This window comes from Stenotrophomonas sp. 8(2023) (genome assembly GCF_030345295.1).
Taxonomy (GTDB): domain Bacteria; phylum Pseudomonadota; class Gammaproteobacteria; order Xanthomonadales; family Xanthomonadaceae; genus Stenotrophomonas; species Stenotrophomonas muris.
Genome location: NZ_CP128404.1, coordinates 1,118,203 through 1,135,842, shown reverse-complemented (window position 1 = coordinate 1,135,842; position 17,640 = coordinate 1,118,203). Strand labels below are relative to the sequence as shown.

General features: G+C 67.4%; 13 protein-coding genes. 6 read left to right on the top strand and 7 right to left on the bottom strand.

Going from position 1 to position 17,640, the window contains the following annotated elements; all coding sequences use genetic code 11:
• Positions 1-59: 59 nt before the first annotated feature.
• Positions 60-2,816, top strand: coding sequence for a TonB-dependent receptor (locus QP609_RS05270; protein WP_169411630.1), 2,757 nt, complete (start codon positions 60-62; stop codon positions 2,814-2,816).
• A gap of 211 nt (positions 2,817-3,027) precedes the next feature.
• Here the strand turns inward: QP609_RS05270 and QP609_RS05265 are convergent, their stop codons facing one another.
• Positions 3,028-4,641, bottom strand: a complete 1,614-nt coding sequence (locus QP609_RS05265; RefSeq protein WP_197621751.1) for an alpha-glucosidase — start codon at positions 4,639-4,641, stop codon at positions 3,028-3,030.
• 214 nt (positions 4,642-4,855) lie between these two features.
• On the opposite strand from QP609_RS05265, the gene QP609_RS05260 reads away from it, so the two are divergent.
• A complete protein-coding gene (locus QP609_RS05260) occupies positions 4,856-5,854 on the top strand; it encodes a polyprenyl synthetase family protein (protein ID WP_126411812.1) in 999 nt (332 codons plus the stop codon).
• 173 nt (positions 5,855-6,027) lie between these two features.
• On the opposite strand, the gene QP609_RS05255 is transcribed toward QP609_RS05260, so the two are convergent.
• On the bottom strand, positions 6,028-6,819 hold the full coding sequence (locus QP609_RS05255; RefSeq protein WP_197621739.1) for a dienelactone hydrolase family protein: 792 nt from the start codon (positions 6,817-6,819) through the stop codon (positions 6,028-6,030).
• Positions 6,820-6,962: 143 nt separating this feature from the next.
• Between QP609_RS05255 and QP609_RS05250 the strand changes: the two genes are divergently transcribed.
• Positions 6,963-8,210 (top strand): hypothetical protein, encoded by a 1,248-nt coding sequence (locus QP609_RS05250; RefSeq protein ID WP_051007151.1) that lies wholly within the window; start codon positions 6,963-6,965, stop codon positions 8,208-8,210.
• Between the two features lie 70 nt (positions 8,211-8,280).
• A complete protein-coding gene (locus QP609_RS05245; RefSeq protein WP_134808591.1) occupies positions 8,281-8,871 on the top strand; it encodes an SMI1/KNR4 family protein in 591 nt (196 codons plus the stop codon).
• A gap of 60 nt (positions 8,872-8,931) precedes the next feature.
• Here QP609_RS05245 and QP609_RS05240 read toward each other — a convergent pair whose 3' ends face one another.
• The 4 genes from QP609_RS05240 to QP609_RS05225 all read right to left on the bottom strand — a co-directional run bounded on the left by QP609_RS05240 (position 8,932) and on the right by QP609_RS05225 (position 14,966).
• A complete protein-coding gene (locus QP609_RS05240; protein WP_289213874.1) occupies positions 8,932-9,465 on the bottom strand; it encodes a hypothetical protein in 534 nt (177 codons plus the stop codon).
• Between the two features lie 87 nt (positions 9,466-9,552).
• A complete protein-coding gene (murD, locus tag QP609_RS05235) occupies positions 9,553-10,962 on the bottom strand; it encodes a UDP-N-acetylmuramoyl-L-alanine--D-glutamate ligase (protein ID WP_197621738.1) in 1,410 nt (469 codons plus the stop codon).
• The gene (murL, locus tag QP609_RS05230) at positions 10,943-12,295 is read right to left on the bottom strand and encodes a UDP-N-acetyl-alpha-D-muramoyl-L-alanyl-L-glutamate epimerase (protein WP_032957807.1); all 1,353 of its coding nucleotides are present in this window, start codon (positions 12,293-12,295) and stop codon (positions 10,943-10,945) included. The genes murD and murL overlap by 20 nt, the downstream gene beginning before the upstream one ends.
• A gap of 76 nt (positions 12,296-12,371) precedes the next feature.
• Positions 12,372-14,966 carry a bifunctional aspartate kinase/diaminopimelate decarboxylase gene (locus QP609_RS05225; RefSeq protein ID WP_046429381.1) on the bottom strand — a complete coding sequence of 865 codons (2,595 nt, stop codon included), beginning with the start codon at positions 14,964-14,966 and terminating at the stop codon, positions 12,372-12,374.
• A gap of 75 nt (positions 14,967-15,041) precedes the next feature.
• Here QP609_RS05225 and QP609_RS05220 point away from each other — a divergent pair, with 75 nt between their 5' ends.
• Both QP609_RS05220 and QP609_RS05215 read left to right on the top strand, forming a co-directional pair.
• Complete coding sequence (locus tag QP609_RS05220) at positions 15,042-15,914, top strand: PhzF family phenazine biosynthesis protein (RefSeq protein WP_169411622.1); 873 nt, start codon at positions 15,042-15,044, stop codon at positions 15,912-15,914.
• A gap of 130 nt (positions 15,915-16,044) precedes the next feature.
• Positions 16,045-16,923 carry a PhzF family phenazine biosynthesis protein gene (locus QP609_RS05215; protein WP_049441090.1) on the top strand — a complete coding sequence of 293 codons (879 nt, stop codon included), beginning with the start codon at positions 16,045-16,047 and terminating at the stop codon, positions 16,921-16,923.
• A 166-nt stretch (positions 16,924-17,089) separates the two neighbouring features.
• Here the strand turns inward: QP609_RS05215 and QP609_RS05210 are convergent, their stop codons facing one another.
• On the bottom strand, positions 17,090-17,521 hold the full coding sequence (locus QP609_RS05210; RefSeq protein WP_014646276.1) for an OsmC family protein: 432 nt from the start codon (positions 17,519-17,521) through the stop codon (positions 17,090-17,092).
• Positions 17,522-17,640 lie beyond the last annotated feature (119 nt).

The following is a 17,640-nucleotide window of genomic DNA, read 5'->3' as shown; positions in this document are numbered from 1 at the left end:
GTTCACGGCCCCGCCGGAACGCTCACAAATCGATCTGCAACATTGCCTGGGAGGGGAAAATGTTGAACCACAAGCGCAGCGCGCTGAGCATCGCGCTGGCCGTTGTCCTGGCGCCGACGCTGGCGTCGGCACAGTCCACGCAGAACACCACCACGCCGGCCGGCACCGCCGCCACCAACCTGGATACGGTGCAGGTCACCGGCATCCGCCGCGGCATCGAGAGCGCGATCGCGGTCAAGCAGGACGCCACCTCGGTGGTCGAGGCAATCTCCGCTGAAGACATCGGCAAGCTGCCCGACGTCAGCATCGCCGAATCCATCTCGCGCCTGCCCGGCCTGGCCGCCCAGCGCGTGGCCGGGCGTGCGCAGGTGATCAGCGTGCGCGGCCTGTCGCCGGACTTCGCCACCACCCTGCTCAATGGTCGCGAAGTGGTCAGCACCGGCGACAACCGCGGCGTCGAGTTCGACCAGTACCCGTCCGAGCTGGTCAACGGCGTGACGGTGTACAAGACCCCGGACGCGGCGCTGGTCGGCCAGGGCCTGTCGGGCACCATCGACATGCAGACCGCGCGCCCGCTCAGCTTCGGCGAGCGCGTGATCGCGGTCAGTGGCCGCTACCAGAAGAGCTCGCTGGGCCGCGCCGCCAACACCGATCCGTACGGCAACCGCTTCAGCGCCAGCTACATCGACCAGTTCCTGGACAAGACCCTGGGCATCGCCATCGGCTACGCGCACAGCGACATGCCGATCCAGGAGAACCAGGTCGGCCTGTACGAGCCGTGGACCACCGAGCACACCGACAAGGGCGACCGCCCGGGCGTGGGCGCCGGCACCTACTTCTCCGATGGCATCAAGGCGCTGCGCCGCACCGGCAACAACAAGCGCGACGGCGTGATGGCCACGATCCAGTTCCGCCCGAACAACAGCTGGACCAGCACCTTCGATGCCTTCCACACCGAAGCCGAGCAGATCGACACCGCCAACCAGTTCGAGCTGAACCTCAGCAACTACAACGGCAACTACACCCCGGGCCTGCTGGTCAGCAACCCGCAGGTCAACGCCAACGGCTCGTTCACCGGCGGCACCGCCAGCGGCGTGTATCCGCTGGTGCGCGGCATGTACAACAAGCGCAAGGACAAGATCGATGCGTTCGGCTGGAACAACGAGTTCAACTTCGGCGGCGTCAAGCTGGTCGCCGACCTGAACTACTCCAAGGCCACGCGCGACGAGCTGAACCTGGAAAACAACCTGCAGCTGACCCCGATGCCGCAACTGGATACGGTCGGCGTGTCGATCCGCCAGGACGGCTTCTCGCAGATCACCCCGGGCCTGAACTACTCCAACCCCGATGCACTGTTCCTGACCAACACGATCTACGGCTCCGGCTACGGCAAGGTGCCGCAGGTGGAAGACCGCCTGAAGGGCGGCAAGCTGGCTGCCACCATCGCCCTCCCTGATGCCATCGCCTCGTGGGCACCGGATATCGACATCGGCGTGAACTATGCCGACCGCCGCAAGGTGAAGACCCAGTCCGAAGGCAACATCCTGCTCGGCGCACAGGGCGATGCCAACATCGCCCCGGACCTGCAGTACCGTCCGGTGGACCTGGGCTTCGCCGGCCTCGGCACCATCCCGGCCTGGAACGTACCGGCCGCTGTGGGTCGTTACATGACCTTCAACCCGGTCGACAACCTGGACTACCTGATCCCCAAGTCGTGGACGGTCGAAGAGAAGATCACCACCGCCTGGGCGCGCCTGAACATCAACACCGACATCGGTGAAGTGGGCGTGCGCGGCAACATCGGCGTGCAGATGCAGCACACCGACCAGAGCTCGGATTCGCGCTACTGGGACAGCTCGCAGTCAGCCGGCAACAACGTGCAGCCGTATTCGAACGGCCGCACTTACAACGACTGGCTGCCGAGCTTGAACCTGGCCTTCATGTTCCCCCACCAGCAGACGCTGCGCTTCGCCGCCGCCAAGCAGGTCGCGCGCCCGCGCGTGGACCAGATGCGCGCCGGCCTGGAGTTCGGCGTGGATACCGGCACCGGCCGGCCGGGCGGCAGTGGTGGCAATCCGCTGCTGGATCCGTGGCGCGCCACCGCGCTGGACCTGTCCTATGAGAAGTACTTCGGCGAGAAGGCCTACGTGGCTGCCGCGATCTTCTACAAGGACCTGAAGAGCTACGTCTATACCCAATCGGTGGACAACTACGACTTCACCGCGCTGCTGGGCAGCTACGTGCCGCCGCCGGGCATGACCGCGCCGGTGCTGACCACCGGCACCTTCTCCGCGCCGCAGAACGGCAAGGGCGGCACGTTGAAGGGCCTGGAACTGACCGCATCGTTCCCGCTGGACATGCTGACCGACAGCCTGCGTGGCTTCGGCCTGCAGGCCAGCGCGACCTTCAACAAGAGCGACATCACCATCCTGGATCCGGAGAGCGCCTCCAGCGTGGGCAGTGACCCGATCAGCCTGCCGGGCCTGTCCAAGCGCGTGTACAACTTCACTGCCTATTACGAGCGCAGCGGTTTTGAAGCACGCGTCAGCCAGCGCCGCCGGTCGGACTTCATCGGTGAGATCGGCAACTTCAACGGCAACCGCAGCCTGCGCTATGTCGTCGGCGAAAACGTGACCGATGCGCAGGTCAGCTACACCTTCAGCGACAGCAGCGCCCTGCGTGGCCTGACCCTGCTGCTGCAGGGCAGCAACCTGACCAACGAGCCGTACCGCACCTACGCCGGCAGCAAGGACCGCCCGCTGGAGTACATCGAATGGGGCCGCACCTACATGCTGGGCGTGAACTACAAGTTCTGAGGCAGCGCCGGGCCCTGCCCGGCAGCCCGGACCCGGTAGTGCCGGCCGCTGGCCGGCAACAGAAAACAGGGAGCAGGACCGGAAACCCGCTGCGCAGGCAGCGGGTTTTCCTTTGCGCGGATGCCGGCCGCTGGTCGGCAAGGCCCAGCCACAAAAAAGGGACGGGGCGCTTCGGCCCCGTCCCCGCAAGTACCGCCACCGGAGAAAACGGTCAGCTGCGTCGGGCGCAATACACCGCGCGTGGCGGCAGCTGGAGTTCATTGCCCTGCACCGTGCCCGCATCCGGGCCCGGTACCACCACCTGCTGCCAGTTGCCCGGCGGCAGCGGATGGCTCACCGCTTCGGCCGACAGGTTGAAGGCCAGCAGGAGGGTTTCATCTGCAAGCATACGCTTGAACAGCAGCACGGGCTCGGCGCTTTCAAGAAATCTGATGCTGCCATGCAGGAGGGCCGGCTGGGTATGCCGCCAGGCCAGAAACGCGCGGAACGCCGCCAGCACCGAATGCGGGTCGCGCTCCTGCACGGCGACCGCCGCGGCCCGGTGTTCGGCCGGGATCGGCAGCCAGGGCTGGCCAGTGGTGAAGCCGGCCAGCGGTGCATCGGTCCACGGCAGCGGGGTACGGCAGCCGTCACGGCCCTTGAAATTCGGCCAGAAGGTGATGCCATAAGGGTCCTGCAGGGCCTCGAACGGCACCTCGGCCTCGGCCAGGCCCAGCTCCTCGCCCTGGTACAGGCAGACCGAACCGCGCAGCGAGCACAGCATCGCCACCAGCATCCGCGCCAGGCGCGGGTCGGCGGGGTGGCCGCCCCAGCGGCTGACCGCGCGCTCCACATCGTGGTTGGACACCGCCCAGCACGGCCAGCCTTCGGTCATCGCTGCTTCCAGGCGCGAGACCGTATCGCGGATGTAGGCCGCACTGTAGTCGTCCACCAGCAGCTCGAAGCTGTAGCCCATGTGCAGGCGGCCATCGCGGGTGTACTCGGCCGTGGTGGCCAGCGAGTCTTCCGAAGAAATCTCGCCCAGGCTGACCGCCCCCGGGTATTCGTCCAGCAGCGCGCGCAGGCGCTCCAGGAACGGCAGGTTCTCCGGCTGCGTGTTGTTGTAGTAGTGGTACTGGTAGGCGTACGGGTTGTCCGGGCTGAAGCCGCGCCCCACCCGCTTGTCGGCGGGCTTGGCCGGGTTGTCACGCAACTGTGCGTCGTGGAAGCAGAAGTTGATCGCATCCAGGCGGAAGCCATCCACGCCGCGGTCGAGCCAGAAGCGCACGTTGTCCAGGGTCGCCTGCTGCACGTCCGGGTGATGGAAATTCAGGTCCGGCTGGTCGACCAGGAAGTTGTGCAGGTAGTACTGCTCACGGCGCGGCTCCCACTGCCAGGCGCAGCCGCCGAACAGCGACAGCCAGTTGTTGGGCGGGGTGCCATCCTCGCGCGGGTCGGCCCAGACGTACCAGTCGGCCTTCGGATTGCTGCGGTCCTGGCGGCTCTCACGGAACCACGCATGCTCGATCGAAGTGTGGCTCAGCACCTGGTCGATCATCACCTTCAGGCCCAGGCCGTGGGCCTTGGCCAACAGGCGGTCAAAGTCGTCCAGGCTGCCGAACAGCGGGTCGACATCGCGGTAATCGGCGATGTCGTAGCCGAAGTCGGCCATCGGCGACCTGAAGAACGGCGAGATCCAGATCGCATCCACGCCCAGCGCGGCGATGTGGTCCAGGCGCTGGATGATGCCGGGCAGATCGCCCACGCCATCGCCGTTGGCATCGAGGTAACTGCGCGGGTAGATCTGGTAGATGACGGCTCCGCGCCACCATGGATAGTGCGACATCGACAGCCCCCCTCCGGGCATGCGGGACCCGCCGGCAGCGGGCCGAAATCCTGATCCGGCAAGCTTAGCGGCGGGCTCCCAGGCATGGCGCAACCTGCATACGTATTCACGCGGAGGGCCGCGCAGGCCGGGCTGGAATTGCCGCTCGGGCCGGTTTGCGCCCGAATTCACGGCCAGCGCCTATAATCGGTGGTGAGCCTGAAAGCCTGATCGCATGACCATCACCGAAGACACCCGTCCCGCCCTGGGCCTGCCCCAGATCCAGTCGCTTGCCGCGGCCGACATGGCCGCCGTCGACGCCCTGATCCGGCGCCGGCTGTCCTCGGACGTCGTGCTGATCAACCAGATCGCTGACCACATCATTTCCGCCGGCGGCAAACGCCTGCGCCCGATGCTGGTGATGCTGGCCGGCCATGCGGTCGGCCAGGCCGGCCCGGAGCACCACCAGCTGGCGGCGATCATCGAGTTCATCCACACCTCCACCCTGCTGCACGACGACGTGGTGGACGAATCCAGCCTGCGCCGTGGCCGCAGCACCGCCAACGCACTGTGGGGCAACGCGCCCAGCGTGCTGGTCGGCGACTTCCTGTACTCGCGCAGCTTCCAGCTGATGGTCGAGCTGGAGCGCATGCCGGTGATGCAGATCCTGGCCGACGCCACCAACCGCATCGCCGAGGGTGAAGTGCTGCAGCTGCTGCACGTACACAACCCGGACACCGACGAAGCCGCCTACCTGCGCGTGATCGAGCGCAAGACCGCGGTGCTGTTCGCCGCCGGCACCCGCCTGGGCGCGCTGGCCAGCGGCGTGGATGAAGCGACCCAGCAGGCCCTGTTCGACTACGGCATGCACCTGGGCTACGCGTTCCAGATCGCCGACGACGTGCTGGACTACTCGGCCAACGCCGAGGAGCTGGGCAAGAACCTGGGCGACGACCTCGCCGAGGGCAAGGCCACGCTGCCGCTGATCCACGCGATGGCCCACTCCGACGACATCACCCGCGAGCGCCTGCGCACCATCGTGCAGGACGGTGACGCCTCGGCGATGCCGGAAGTGCTGGCCGCGATCCGTGCCACCGGCGGCCTGGAGTACAGCCGCGCGCGTGCAGAGGAATATGCCGAAGCCGCCGAGCGCGCGCTCGACGGCCTGGGCGACAACGATGCCGTGGCCGCCCTGCGCGGCCTGGCCCGCTACGCGGTGCAGCGCTCGCATTGACCGGCTGAGGTGTGCCGACCAACGGTCGGCACCCACCAAACCGGCATTCCGGTGGGTGCCGACCGTTGGTCGGCACTGAAGCATCGGTAGTGCCGGCCGCTGGCCGGCATTCCCGATGACATCCGCAGCATCATGAGGTTGCCGGCCAGCGGCCGGCACTACCACTGCACGAATCAACGTTTCTCGAAGCGTTCCTCGAAGAACTCATCCAGCGCCTTCCACGCGCGCTTCGCCGCCCGCTCGTTGTACTGGCACCCCGGCGGACTGTTGGCATCGCGCTCGGCGAAGCAGTGCACCGCACCGCTGTAGTTGGTGAACTCCCAATCGACCTTGGCCGCGTCCATTTCCTTCTGGAAGCCAGCGATGTCCTCGGCAGTCACGCTCCTGTCGTCTGCGCCGTTGAGCACCAGCACCGACGGATGGCCGCCACCAGCCTGCGCCGGCAGCGGTGAACCCAACCCACCGTGCAGGCTGACCACACCGGCCAGCGGCGCACCGGCACGGGCCAGTTCCAGCACCGTGGTGCCGCCGAAACAGAAGCCCACCGCGCCGATCCGGCCGGCATCGAGCGGCACCTTGCCCGCCTGCGCCCTGAGCACGTTCACCGCCTCCAGCGCACGTGCGCGCAGCAGCGGCCTGTCATTGCGCAGCTTGGTTGCCACCGGCCCGGCCTCGGCATCGGTCTTCGGCCGCACGCCCTTTCCGTAGACATCGGCCACCAGCACCACGTAATCATCGCCGGCCAGCTGCTTGGCCTTTTCGACCGCCGATTCGTTCACGCCCTTCCAGTTCGGCACCATCACCAGACCCGGGCGCTTGTCGTTGTCGCCGTCGTCATAGACCAGCACGCCACTGAAGGTCGTGCCCTGGTGTTTCCATTCCACCGGCTGGGTCTTCATCGCCGCCCACGCCGGCATCGCCGCCAGCCCCAGGATCACCGCCACACCGCATCGCCAACGATTCATGCGCCTGCTCCACCGAGAGGGAACCCGGAGTGTACGGGGCCGGCGTGAAGCCGAAGCACGCAATGCAGCCCCCACTTCAGATCCAGACGAACAGGCCGATAGCTAGTGTCCAGCTGTGTGCCCCCCCCCCTTCCCCAACAAGGATGTCCCGTTTCGTGAAAAACCTGGGTTCCACTTCGCTTGCCTCGCTTGCCCTTCTGCTGCCTGCTGCCCAGCTGAGCGCCAGTCCGCTGGACGAGACTTTCACCGCGTTCAGCCGCTGCGACGCCAGCTTCTTCTCCAGCCTGCACACGCACGCAGATGCATGGGCCGCGCACGCATCGTTGGGTGGGACAGGCACGATCAACTGGATCGAGACCAAGGATCGTTCCGAGACCACCAACGAGGTCCAGCTCCGTGGCGGACCCCGCATCGGCGGCCTGCCGGTCGCCACCTACTTCGACAACACGTCGGACCTGGGCGTCCTGGGTCGTTATATGAGCTGGGGGTTCACCTTCGATGCGCCACTGGACACGGTTGTCAAGCAGCTGTCGCCCTTGATCGAACATGCCGAGCGCCTGCAGGGCGATCGCGGAATGCATGCCCGTAGCGAGGTCCGCGCAGGCGATCAGTGGCTGCCCACTTCCAATCGCGGCGGCATTGCCTCCGGACGCATGCTTCTGGAACGGGTGCTGATGGTGGAATCCAGCGGCGGCAGGACCATGGTGGGATGTTCGCTGCAAGGGGCGGTAGATGCAGATGTCATGGCCCAGCTCCGCCCCGACGTACCCGCTGCCGATCGCCCGCAGCCGCAGGCGGCCGGCCGGCGACTGGAAGATGTGCCGGTTATCAAGGCTGTTGTTGATGGCGTGGACAACCCGTTGCTGGCCCCCCGGTTCACATCGCTGACCTACCGCTACCGGATCAAGGGAAGGGCCCCCTCCACTACTCCGACCACCATTACGATGGTGGCCGACAACGGCCTGTTGAAGATCACCGAGGACTACACCTCGTTCACCATGCATCGGCTGTCAAAGGCAAATCTCTTCCAGCTGGCATCCATGCGCGACGCTGCGATGACCCTGCAGACCCGGTCGCTGAAGCAGGATCTTCCCGCAGCGTGGACACCCGGCAGCCGGTTCCGCGCAGAGACGACGATGGTCTTCTATCCGGAACGCAGCACTTCCAAGCCACTCACCACCACGCTGTCCTGCGTGATCGGAGAACGCTTCCCGGCACGCGATGTATCAGCCTCGCTTTCTGGCGATGCGATCCGGCTGGAGTGCAAGGTCGACGGCGATCGCAGTGTTCGTGCCTTCATCGAGGACCTCGGCATCGCGATCTCCCTGGAATCGCATGGCAAGTACGGCTCATCGGTTTACGACATCATCGATTTCCAGGTGGTACGCTGACACGCCGCGCCGCACGGCCGGCCTCGATGCGCGAAGCCGGCTGTGCCTGCCCTGCTCTTGGCATCTTCCGATGACCCTTGTTGATCGCTTTCTGTCTGGCCTGATTCCGCGCTTGCCCGCCGAGGATGCTCCGCAATGGGCGCGGGTACAGGGTGCCACTGTCGAAGACCTACAGCGCCTGCGGGCGCAGTGGCCACAGGTCCCTGACAGCCTGATGGAACTGTTGTCGCGCGTGGATGGCACCCATTTCCGCGAGTATCCAGGCGGCGAGGTGTGCGTGCTGATGCTCGGCTCCGATGTCGGCGACTATCCGTACTACCTGCGCTCGGTCGCACAGATCTTCGAAGACCAGCAGCAGTGGGACGACAGCATCCGTTCGATCTACGAAGAGTGGCTGGATGACGAACCGGAGATCCTGGGTGAGGGCATCGACGCCGATCTGCCGATGAACCGCCGCCTGTGCTTCTCGCACTGCATGAACAACGGCGGCACGTCGATGCTGTACCTGGATTTCGACCCGGGGTCGGGCGGCACGGTCGGCCAGGTGGTGCGCTACCTGCACGATCCGGACAGCTACGCGGTGATCGCGCCCAGCTTCGACGCCTACCTGCAACAAATGATTGATCGCGATTACGCGTTCATCGACCAGGACGAGGATTGAAACCCAGCCGAGCATGGGCTCGACTCTACAGTAGATCCACGCCATGCGTGGATGGCGCTCTCACCCGCGTTCGATCCAGTGCAACGTGCCGGGCGCGAACGCCAACAGATCCGCCGCGGCGAGCTGATCCCGCGACCAATGATGTTCCGGCGGCTTCGGCTGCCGGGCCCCCACCGAGCCGTCGTAAACACGCACCAGAAGTCCGATACGCGCCGCACCCACACCCAGCAGGGCATCAATGCGCTGCAGCCATTGGCCGGCGTCGGCAAGAGCTCTATCGCGGCACACCTGCTGATCCTGTTCATGCCGCGCCAACTGCTCGGACAGCGCGCGAGCGATCCTGGCCTCAATCCAGCCCTTCTTCCGCCAACGTTCGGCATCGCCCTTCCATTCCGGCTGCACACTCGTCGAGGCCAGCGCGGTGCCGCAATCGCAGTACGCGGCACTCAGCCACGGCTGCCAATCCGGGCCCACCGCCGCCTGCAGGCTCGGTGATGCCTGCGCGAACAGGCGCCGGCCGCTACGGGTGAAGACCGCGGCGGCCGCGTCGTGCGGCAATGACGTGGGCAGGAACACGGTGATGAAGGTGCACATGCGGGCATCCGGGTCCGTCCGGGGATGCCTGCATGATAAATGCACGATGGGGTCAGAGCCCTTTCCTGCGGAAAAGGATCCGACCCCTTACCCGATGCCCAACCCCGGAATCGCGCTGATGCTGTCCGGATCGAACCCGGCCAGCGCGGCGAAATGACGGCCACGCGCCACGTAGTCGCGGTACGCACCAAAGCTCGGTGCACCCGGCGACAGCAGCACCACCCCGCCCTGTTCGCCCAGCGCGGCGCGCGCCAAGGCCATCGCCTCGGCGAGATCGCCCGCCGCATGCAGGCCGAAGCGACCGGCGTCGGCCAACGGCTGCAGCATCGCGTGGATGCGCGGGCCGTTGCTGCCCATGGTCACGATCTCCACCGGCGGCACATCGTGCGCCATGTGCTGCATGAAATCGGTCCAGTCCAGGCCACGGTCATGCCCTCCCACCAGCAGCGCGATGCGCTGGCCGGCGAAGCACTCCAGCGCGGCCAGACTGGCATGCGGCGTGGTGCTGATCGAATCGTTGACGTAGGTCAGGCCATCGGCCACGCCGATGCGCTGCAGGCGGTTCGGCAGCGGACGGAAGTCCTGCACCGCCGGCGCAAGCGCCGCGGCATCCAGCCCCAGCGCTTCCAGCGCGGCCAGCACCGCGCACAGGTTGCCGCGGTTGTGGCGGCCTGGCAGCGGCGTGTTGCGGGTATCAAACACGGCCTGCTCACCGCGATGCACGATGTCGCCGCGCATGTGCCAGCCCTGCGGCTGGTTGAACCAGACCACTTCGCTGTCGGGCAGCGACAGCGCGGCCAGGTGCGGATCGGCGGCGTTGAGCACAGCGATGCGCGGTGCGGCTTCAGTCACCAGCCGCAGCTTGTCTTCGATGTAACGCTGTTCGCTGCCGTGCCAGTCCAGGTGTTCCGGGAACAGGTTCAGCACCACCGCCACCTGCGGGCGGGCGCCACTGCGTGCCACCTCACCGGTCTGGTAGCTGGACAGTTCCACCGCCCAGTACCCGGGCGCGGGCTGCGGATCCAGCACTTCCAGCAGCGGCAGGCCGATGTTGCCGACCAGGCCGGTGCGATGGCCGGCCGCGCGCAATAGATGCGCGACCAAGGCGGTGGTGGTGCTCTTGCCCTTGGTACCGGTCACGCACACGGTGTCGTGCACGATGCCATCGTCGGCCGCGTGTTCGGCGAACCACAGCGCGGTGCCACCAATGAAGCTGGTGCCCTGCCCTGCAGCCGCCAGCGCGATCGGCTGGTAGGGGCTGATGCCGGGCGATTTGATCACCACGTCGAACGCGGCCAGCGCTTCAGCGGAAGGCTCGCCACGCACGTCCAGCGCGCCCTTCGTTTCCGCACGCGCCGCCTCGACCTCGGACGCCGGGCAGAACAGGCTCAATGCCAGCGTGGGCAGGCGCGCGCGCAGCACCGCAAACGCGGCGCGGCCCTCACGGCCCCAGCCCCACAGCGCGACGCGCTTTCCTTCAAGCTTCGAAATCTTCACGCACCCGTTCCCACAGCGCAGCTGGAACACGGTGCTCGCCCTGCAGCTGCAGCAGCGGTGCCAGTTCCAGTTCGGCGGCATCCAGCTGCGGCTGGATCTCGTTGCAGAAGCGCTTCACCAGCACGTCTTCCTTCCACTCCGGGCGCTGTGCCAGGGTCGCCATCGCCGCACGCGATTCGCGGCCTTCGCCCACGCACTCGAACGGCTTGTGGTCCTGGAATTCCAGCAGCGCATCGAAGCCACCGGCCTGCTCGGCATCGTCCAGCAGGTTGCGGCCGAAGATGCGCACCAGGCGCGTCTTGGGCATGAACGGGGCCAGCGCCAGGAACACGAAATGGCATTTCGGGCAGACGCCGCACCAGCGGTTCACCGGGCGCTCGCCGAGGATGTGGAAGTTGCGGTTGCAACTGGAGAAATGCGCGTCGTAGAAGTCACTCTTGGCGAACTGGCGGGCCACCGCCAGCTCGGACATCGGGCGCAGCAGCGAGTAGTACTGCAGGTCCGCCGCCACGTACTTCTGCACATGGCTACCGAAGGCCTGCTCGCAGGCCCACCCCTTGGACCACTGGTGGTTCACTTCGCCGGTGCCTGGAATCTGGCTGCCGTAGCTGGCCGAGCGCTCGTTGGAGAACACGACCTGGTCCACGCCGTGCAGCAACGCGGCCAGCACCATGATCGCCGAGTTCACCACCGTCACCGGGATATGGCCGTTCCAGGCGCCCTGGCGGTTCAACTCGAACAGTTCCGGTGCCAGCGTGCGGCCCAGGTTCAAGGTCGGCAGGCCAGTGCGCTCGGCGCACGCACGGATCAGCTGCGAGCCACCGATCCAGGTCACGGTCTCGTCCACGCCGGCACGGCGCAGCGCTTCGATGCTGACCAGCGAATCCTTGCCGCCGCCGATGGCCACCAGCGCATGCGGCTGCAGGCCCAGCGCCGGCGCCTGCACGGCCTCGCCCTGCACCGGCAACCGGAAGCGGCCGCGCAGGTTCAGGCCGTTGCGGTAGGCGAATTCGCCCAGGCCGTTGAGGTAAATGGTCTCCACCAGCGCGGCGGTATCGGCATCGATGCTGTAGCTGTCGATGCTGACCGTATCCGGTACGCCGGCCTTGTAGTAGCTGACACCGGCGATCAGGTGCAGCAGCTGCAGCGCGCGCTGCACGGCGGCGCTACGCGCTTCGTCCAGCACGAACGGGGCGCCCGGCACGGTGATGGTTTCCACCATCTCCGGGCCGTCATCAAAGGCGTAGACCAGCTTGGCCACGCCGGTATCCGCGGCGAATTCGCAGCGGACGAAGCGGAAGCGGGAAACCTGGTGTTTGTCGAAAGCAGTCATGGTGTATCCGGTCAGGCACGGGCCCGCGCGATGGCGCGGGGCGTGTCGGTGGGCGGGTGCAGGGCGCGCGCGGTGGTCATTCGATCACGTCTTCGCGCGGCAGCATCCGCTGGTTGTAGGTGTTGGCCATCACATAGCCGTACGCGCCGGCGTCGGCGATCAGCATCACGTCGTCCGGCGCAGTTGACACCGGCAGCTTGCGGCGCTTGCCGAACACATCGCTGGATTCGCAGATCGGGCCGACCACATCGAACGCCGCTTCGGCATAACCACCCTGGCGGCTGAGGTTCTCGATGTCGTGCCAGGCGTCGTACAGCGCCGGGCGCATCAGCGTGTTCATGCCGGCATCCAGGCCCACGCGGCGCACGCCGTCCTTTTCCACCACCTGGGTGGCATGGGTCAGCAGCACGCCCGATTCGGCCACCAGGTAGCGGCCCGGCTCGATCGCCAGGCGGAACGCCGGGTGCAGCGCCTTGACCTCGGCCAGGCCCTCGGCCCAGGCGTCCAGGTCGAACGGCTCGTCTTCGTCGCTGTACGGAATCGGCAGGCCGCCACCGATGTCGATGGTGTGCACGCTGCCGATGCGGCGGGCGAAGCCGGCCAGCTCATCGCACATCAGGCGCCAGTGCTGCGCGGTTTCCACGCCACTGCCCAGGTGCGCATGCAGGCCGACCACGCGGCTGCCCAGCTCGGTGGCCGCGCGCACGAACTCGTCCACGCGGGCGATCGGCAGGCCGAACTTGGACTCCTTGCCGCCGGTGCGGACCTTGGCATGGTGGCCTTCGCCACGCCCCAGGTCGACGCGCAGCCACAGCTCGCGGTTGCGGAACAGGTCCGGCCAGCGCTGCAGCGCTTCGACGTTGTCGACGGTGACGGTCACGCCAAGGGCGAACGCCGCCTCGTACTCGCTGCGCGGGCAGAAGCTGGGAGTGAACAGCACGCGCCGCGGCGACAGCTCCGGCAGGTGCTGGAACACATGCTTCAGCTCGCCGTACGAGACGCACTCCAGCCCGAAGCCCTCGGCTTCCAGCAGCTGCAGGATGGCCGGGTGGCTGTTGGCCTTGATCGCGTAGTAACGCTGGTCGATCGGCTTGATCGCGGCCAGCGCGCGGGCGCGGGCGCGCACCGTCGGCAGGTGGTAGACATAGCGCGGCGTACCGGCATCGGCCAACTGCAGCAGGTGCGCACGCTGGCCGCGCCACCACGGCGTGCCGCGCGGGCGCACGGTGCCGGCAATCTCGCGCCAGCGCGGGCCGAACACTTCGGTTTCTTCCACCGGCATCGCACCGCTGTCGATCAGCTCGGCATGCAGGATCGGCAGCAGGCCATCGGCATCGGCCTCGTCGATGACGAAGGTCAGGTTCAGGTCGTTGGACGACTGCGAAATCATGTGCACGCGCTCGCGGCCGAAGGTGGCCCACACGTCCGACAGCTTGTGCAGCAGAGAACGCATGCCACGGCCGACCAGGGTGATCGCCGCGCACGGCACGATCACCTTCACCTTGCAGATCTGCGACAGGTCGGCCGACAGCGCGGCCAGCACATCGGTGTTGACCAGGTTCTCGGACGGGTCCAGCGACACGGTGACGTTGGTCTCGGCCGAACCGATCAGGTCCACCGACAGGCCATGCTTCTTGAACAGGTTGAACACATCGGCCAGGAAGCCGACCTGCTGCCACATGCCGATGCCTTCCATCGACACCAGCACGATGCCGTTGCGGCGGCTGATCGCCTTGACGCCTGGTACCGGTGCAGCACTGCCGTCAATGCTGGTGCCCGGCAGTTCCGGACGCTCGGTATCGAGGATGGCCATCGGCACGCCTGCATCGCGGCACGGCTTGATCGAGCGCGGATGCAGCACCTTGGCACCAGTGGTGGCAATTTCCTGCGCCTCGTAGTAGTCCAGGCGGGTCAGCAGGCGCGCGTCCGGCACATCCTTCGGGTTGGCACTGAACATGCCCGGCACATCGGTCCAGATTTCCACGCGGCTGGCGCCGAGCAGCGCGCCGAAGTACGCCGCCGAGGTATCCGAGCCACCACGGCCGAGGATGGCGGTACCGCCATCGGCATGCCGCGAGATGAAACCCTGGGTGATCAGCAGGCGGGTCGGCTGCGCGCGGAAGCGCTGCATCCACTCCGCGTCGGCACGCCACTGGCAGTTCACCGACAGGCGCTGTGACCAGTCGCTCTGGTTCGGCTGCGGCGGCATCGCGTCCAGCCACTGGCGGGCATCCATCCAGCCCATGTCCAGGCCCGAGGCGTGCAGGTAGGCCGCGCCCAGCGTGGACGACAACAGTTCGCCCTGGCCCAGCACTTCGGCCTGCCACTGCAGCGGACGGGTGGCCGCACGCGGGTCGTCGAGCAGGCCCTGCAGTGCCGCCAGGCGCTCGGCCAGTACTTCGCGGCCCAGGCCCAGTTCGGCCAGGAAGCCTTCATGGCGTTCGACCAGCGCGGCCACGCGATCACGGCTGTCCGGCGCGCCATCGGCGATCGCGGTCAGCTCGTTGGTGACCCCGGACAGCGCCGACACCACCACCAGCACGCGCGAGCCGGTCTCTTCCGCGCGTTTTTTCGCCAGCTTCCCGATCGTGTCCCAGCGGTGACGACGCGACACCGAGGTGCCGCCGAACTTCAGTACGATCCAACGATCGACAAGGGGGGAAGCTGACATGGATTGGCTATGTAGAATGTGGGGAAGCCGCCCTTGGGGGCGGAACCTTTGATTCTAAGCGCAATATCCCCGTAGATGGCCCTCCTCCGTTACCTGCAGCTCGATGTCTTCGCCTCCCGCCCCGGAACCGGGAATCCACTGGGTGCCCTCCTGGACGCCGATGCGCTCTCCGGCGAGCAGATGCAGGCCCTGGCCGCCTGGCTGAACCTGTCCGAGACGGTGTTCTTCCTGCGCCCCAGCGCGCCCGGCGCCGACTACCACATCCGCATCTTCACCCCGACCCGAGAGCTGGCGTTCGCCGGCCACCCGAGCGTCGGCGCGGCCTGGGCGGCGGTGAGCTGCGGCCTGGCCCAGCCTCGCGACGGCGCCCTGCTGCAGCAGTGCGCGGCGGGGGTGCTGCCCGTGCGGGTGAGCGGCCCGGCCGAGGCACTCCAGATCCAGCTGGCCAGCCCACCGGCGCGGCAACTGGCGACTGGCGCAGATGCGGCACCCGAAACACTGCTGGCCCTCGCCGCCAACGGGCACGTGCCCGAACTCTGGGACAACGGCGCGCGCTGGTGGCTGCTGCCGCTGCGCGATGCCGCCGCTGTGCGCGGCCTGGCGCCGGACATGGCCGCCCTGCGTGACTGGAGCCTTGCCACCGACGCCACCGGCGTGGCCGTATTCGCCGACGAAGCCGGTACCGACCACACCCGTGTGGTGCGCGCATTCTGCCCCGCCGATGCGGCCAGCGTGCCGGAAGATCCGGTCACCGGCAGCGCCAATGCCCTGATCGCTGCCTGGCTGCGGCAGCGCAACGCCCTGCCCGGCCGCGAGGGCCATTACGTGGCCAGCCAGGGCCGCGAAGTCGGCCGCGATGGCCACGTGCAGGTGCAGGTCGACGCGCAGGGCACGGTCTGGATCGGCGGCCAGGTGCAGCCGGTCATCGACGGCCACCTTCGCTGGTAGCGCACGAAAAAAGGGGACGGAGGGAATTAAGTCGCTTATGGCACTTGGGGCACAAGCGACTTAATTCCCTCCGTCCCCTTTTTTGTGCCCCGCGCTACGCTATGCCGCCTGTCTACTGGAGTCCCGCCCGATGTCCACCCGCCGTTTCCTGCAGCTGGATGTGTTCTCCCCGCGCGCCGGTGCCGGCAATCCGCTGGCCGTGGTGCTTGATGCCGAAGGCCTGGACGATGCCAGCATGCAGGCCATTGCGCGCTGGACGCGCCTGCCCGAGACCACCTTCGTGTTCCCGCCGCAGGTCGCAGGCGCCAGCTACCGGCTGCGCATGTTCAGCCCGCAGAAGGAGGTCCCGTTCGCCGGCCATCCCAGCGTCGGCACCGCGCATGCGGTGCTGCAGGCGGGCCTGGCCGCGCCAGTCGACGGCGTGCTCGTGCAGGACGGCATCGCCGGTGCGCTGCCGCTGCGCGTGAGCGGCGAGGGCGCGCAGCAGCGCATTGCCATCCGCACCCCGCGCGCGCAGCTGGCGGAGATCGCCGAGGCCACCGATCCGCGCCTGCAGGCGGCGCTGAAGGATTGGCCGCTGGGCTCGCTGCCGCCGGCGCGCATGCAGGGCGGGCGCAGCTGGTGGGTGGTGCAGGTGGCCGATGAAGCGGCACTGCGCGCACTGCGCCCGGACTGGGACGCGGTCGCGGCTCTGGCCGAATCCACCGACAGCATGGGCGTGTTTGCCTACGCCTTCAGCGATGGCAGCGAGGGCTTCGATCTTGCAGTACGTGCCTTCGTCGGCAATGGACGCCGCTTCGAGGACGCCGCCTCCGGCGCGGCTAATGCCGTGCTGGCCGCGTGGCTGGACCTGCGCGATGCGCTGCCCCGAGGCCGTGCACCGTTCGAAGTCAGCCAGGGCCGCGAAGTCGGCCATGACGCGCGCCTGACCCTGCGCGTCGATGAAGACGGCGAGGTCTGGTCGGGCGGGCAGGTGCAGACGGTGATTACCGGCACCCTTGATTGGTGATCGCGCTGGCGGGTGGTAGAGCCGAAGGCAGCGGCAGGAGCCGCTGCCAACGTCGGACGCGACGGCCCGGAGGGTGGGGACCAGGAAGGCCGCCATAACGCTGGCCGGCTGCTACATGGACCCCGGCATCATGCGGTTGCCGGCCCGCGGCCGGCACTACCGTGGCTCAGCCCAGTTCGGCTTCCAGGCTGATCGGCACCGCGCTCAGCGCCTTGGACACCGGGCAGTTCTGCTTGGCGTCATCGGCAATGGCACGGAACTGTGCGGCGTCGATGCCCGGCACCACGGCCTTCACCTTCAGCCGGATCTGCGACAGCTGCGGGCCGCCCTCCAGGGACAGATCGACCTTGGCCTCGGTGTCCAGCGAGGTCGGGGTGAAGCCGGCCTCACCAAGCTTGGCCGACAGCGCCATGGTGAAACAGCCGGCGTGCGCGGCGGCGATCAGCTCCTCCGGATTGGTGCCCTTCTCGTCGCCGAAGCGGCTGTTGAAACCGTAGCGGGTCTTGTCCAGCAGCCCGCTCTGCGGCGTGCTCAGCTGTCCCTTGCCCGACTTCAGATCGCCTTCCCAGTGCGCGGTGGCGTGTCGCGAGATTCCCATGTGCTGCTCCTGCGTGGCGGTGATGAACGGCCACTCTCGCACGGGACGCGTTAGCCCTGCGTCGCTCCGCCGCATGCCGCACGTCCGCCGGACATCGGACAGCTGGTCACTTCTTCGCC

Excerpts from the sequence above, each read along its gene's own strand:
- QP609_RS05270 (WP_169411630.1), top strand. The coding sequence starts at position 60 with ATGTTGAACCACAAGCGCAGCGCGCTGAGCATCGCGCTGGCCGTTGTC.
- QP609_RS05265 (WP_197621751.1), bottom strand. The coding sequence starts at position 4,641 with ATGTCGCACTATCCATGGTGGCGCGGAGCCGTCATCTACCAGATCTAC.
- QP609_RS05260 (WP_126411812.1), top strand. The coding sequence starts at position 4,856 with ATGACCATCACCGAAGACACCCGTCCCGCCCTGGGCCTGCCCCAGATC.
- QP609_RS05255 (WP_197621739.1), bottom strand. The coding sequence starts at position 6,819 with ATGAATCGTTGGCGATGCGGTGTGGCGGTGATCCTGGGGCTGGCGGCG.
- QP609_RS05250 (WP_051007151.1), top strand. The coding sequence starts at position 6,963 with ATGTCCCGTTTCGTGAAAAACCTGGGTTCCACTTCGCTTGCCTCGCTT.
- QP609_RS05245 (WP_134808591.1), top strand. The coding sequence starts at position 8,281 with ATGACCCTTGTTGATCGCTTTCTGTCTGGCCTGATTCCGCGCTTGCCC.
- QP609_RS05240 (WP_289213874.1), bottom strand. The coding sequence starts at position 9,465 with ATGTGCACCTTCATCACCGTGTTCCTGCCCACGTCATTGCCGCACGAC.
- murL (WP_032957807.1), bottom strand. The coding sequence starts at position 12,295 with ATGACTGCTTTCGACAAACACCAGGTTTCCCGCTTCCGCTTCGTCCGC.
- QP609_RS05225 (WP_046429381.1), bottom strand. The coding sequence starts at position 14,966 with ATGTCAGCTTCCCCCCTTGTCGATCGTTGGATCGTACTGAAGTTCGGC.
- QP609_RS05220 (WP_169411622.1), top strand. The coding sequence starts at position 15,042 with ATGGCCCTCCTCCGTTACCTGCAGCTCGATGTCTTCGCCTCCCGCCCC.
- QP609_RS05215 (WP_049441090.1), top strand. The coding sequence starts at position 16,045 with ATGTCCACCCGCCGTTTCCTGCAGCTGGATGTGTTCTCCCCGCGCGCC.
- QP609_RS05210 (WP_014646276.1), bottom strand. The coding sequence starts at position 17,521 with ATGGGAATCTCGCGACACGCCACCGCGCACTGGGAAGGCGATCTGAAG.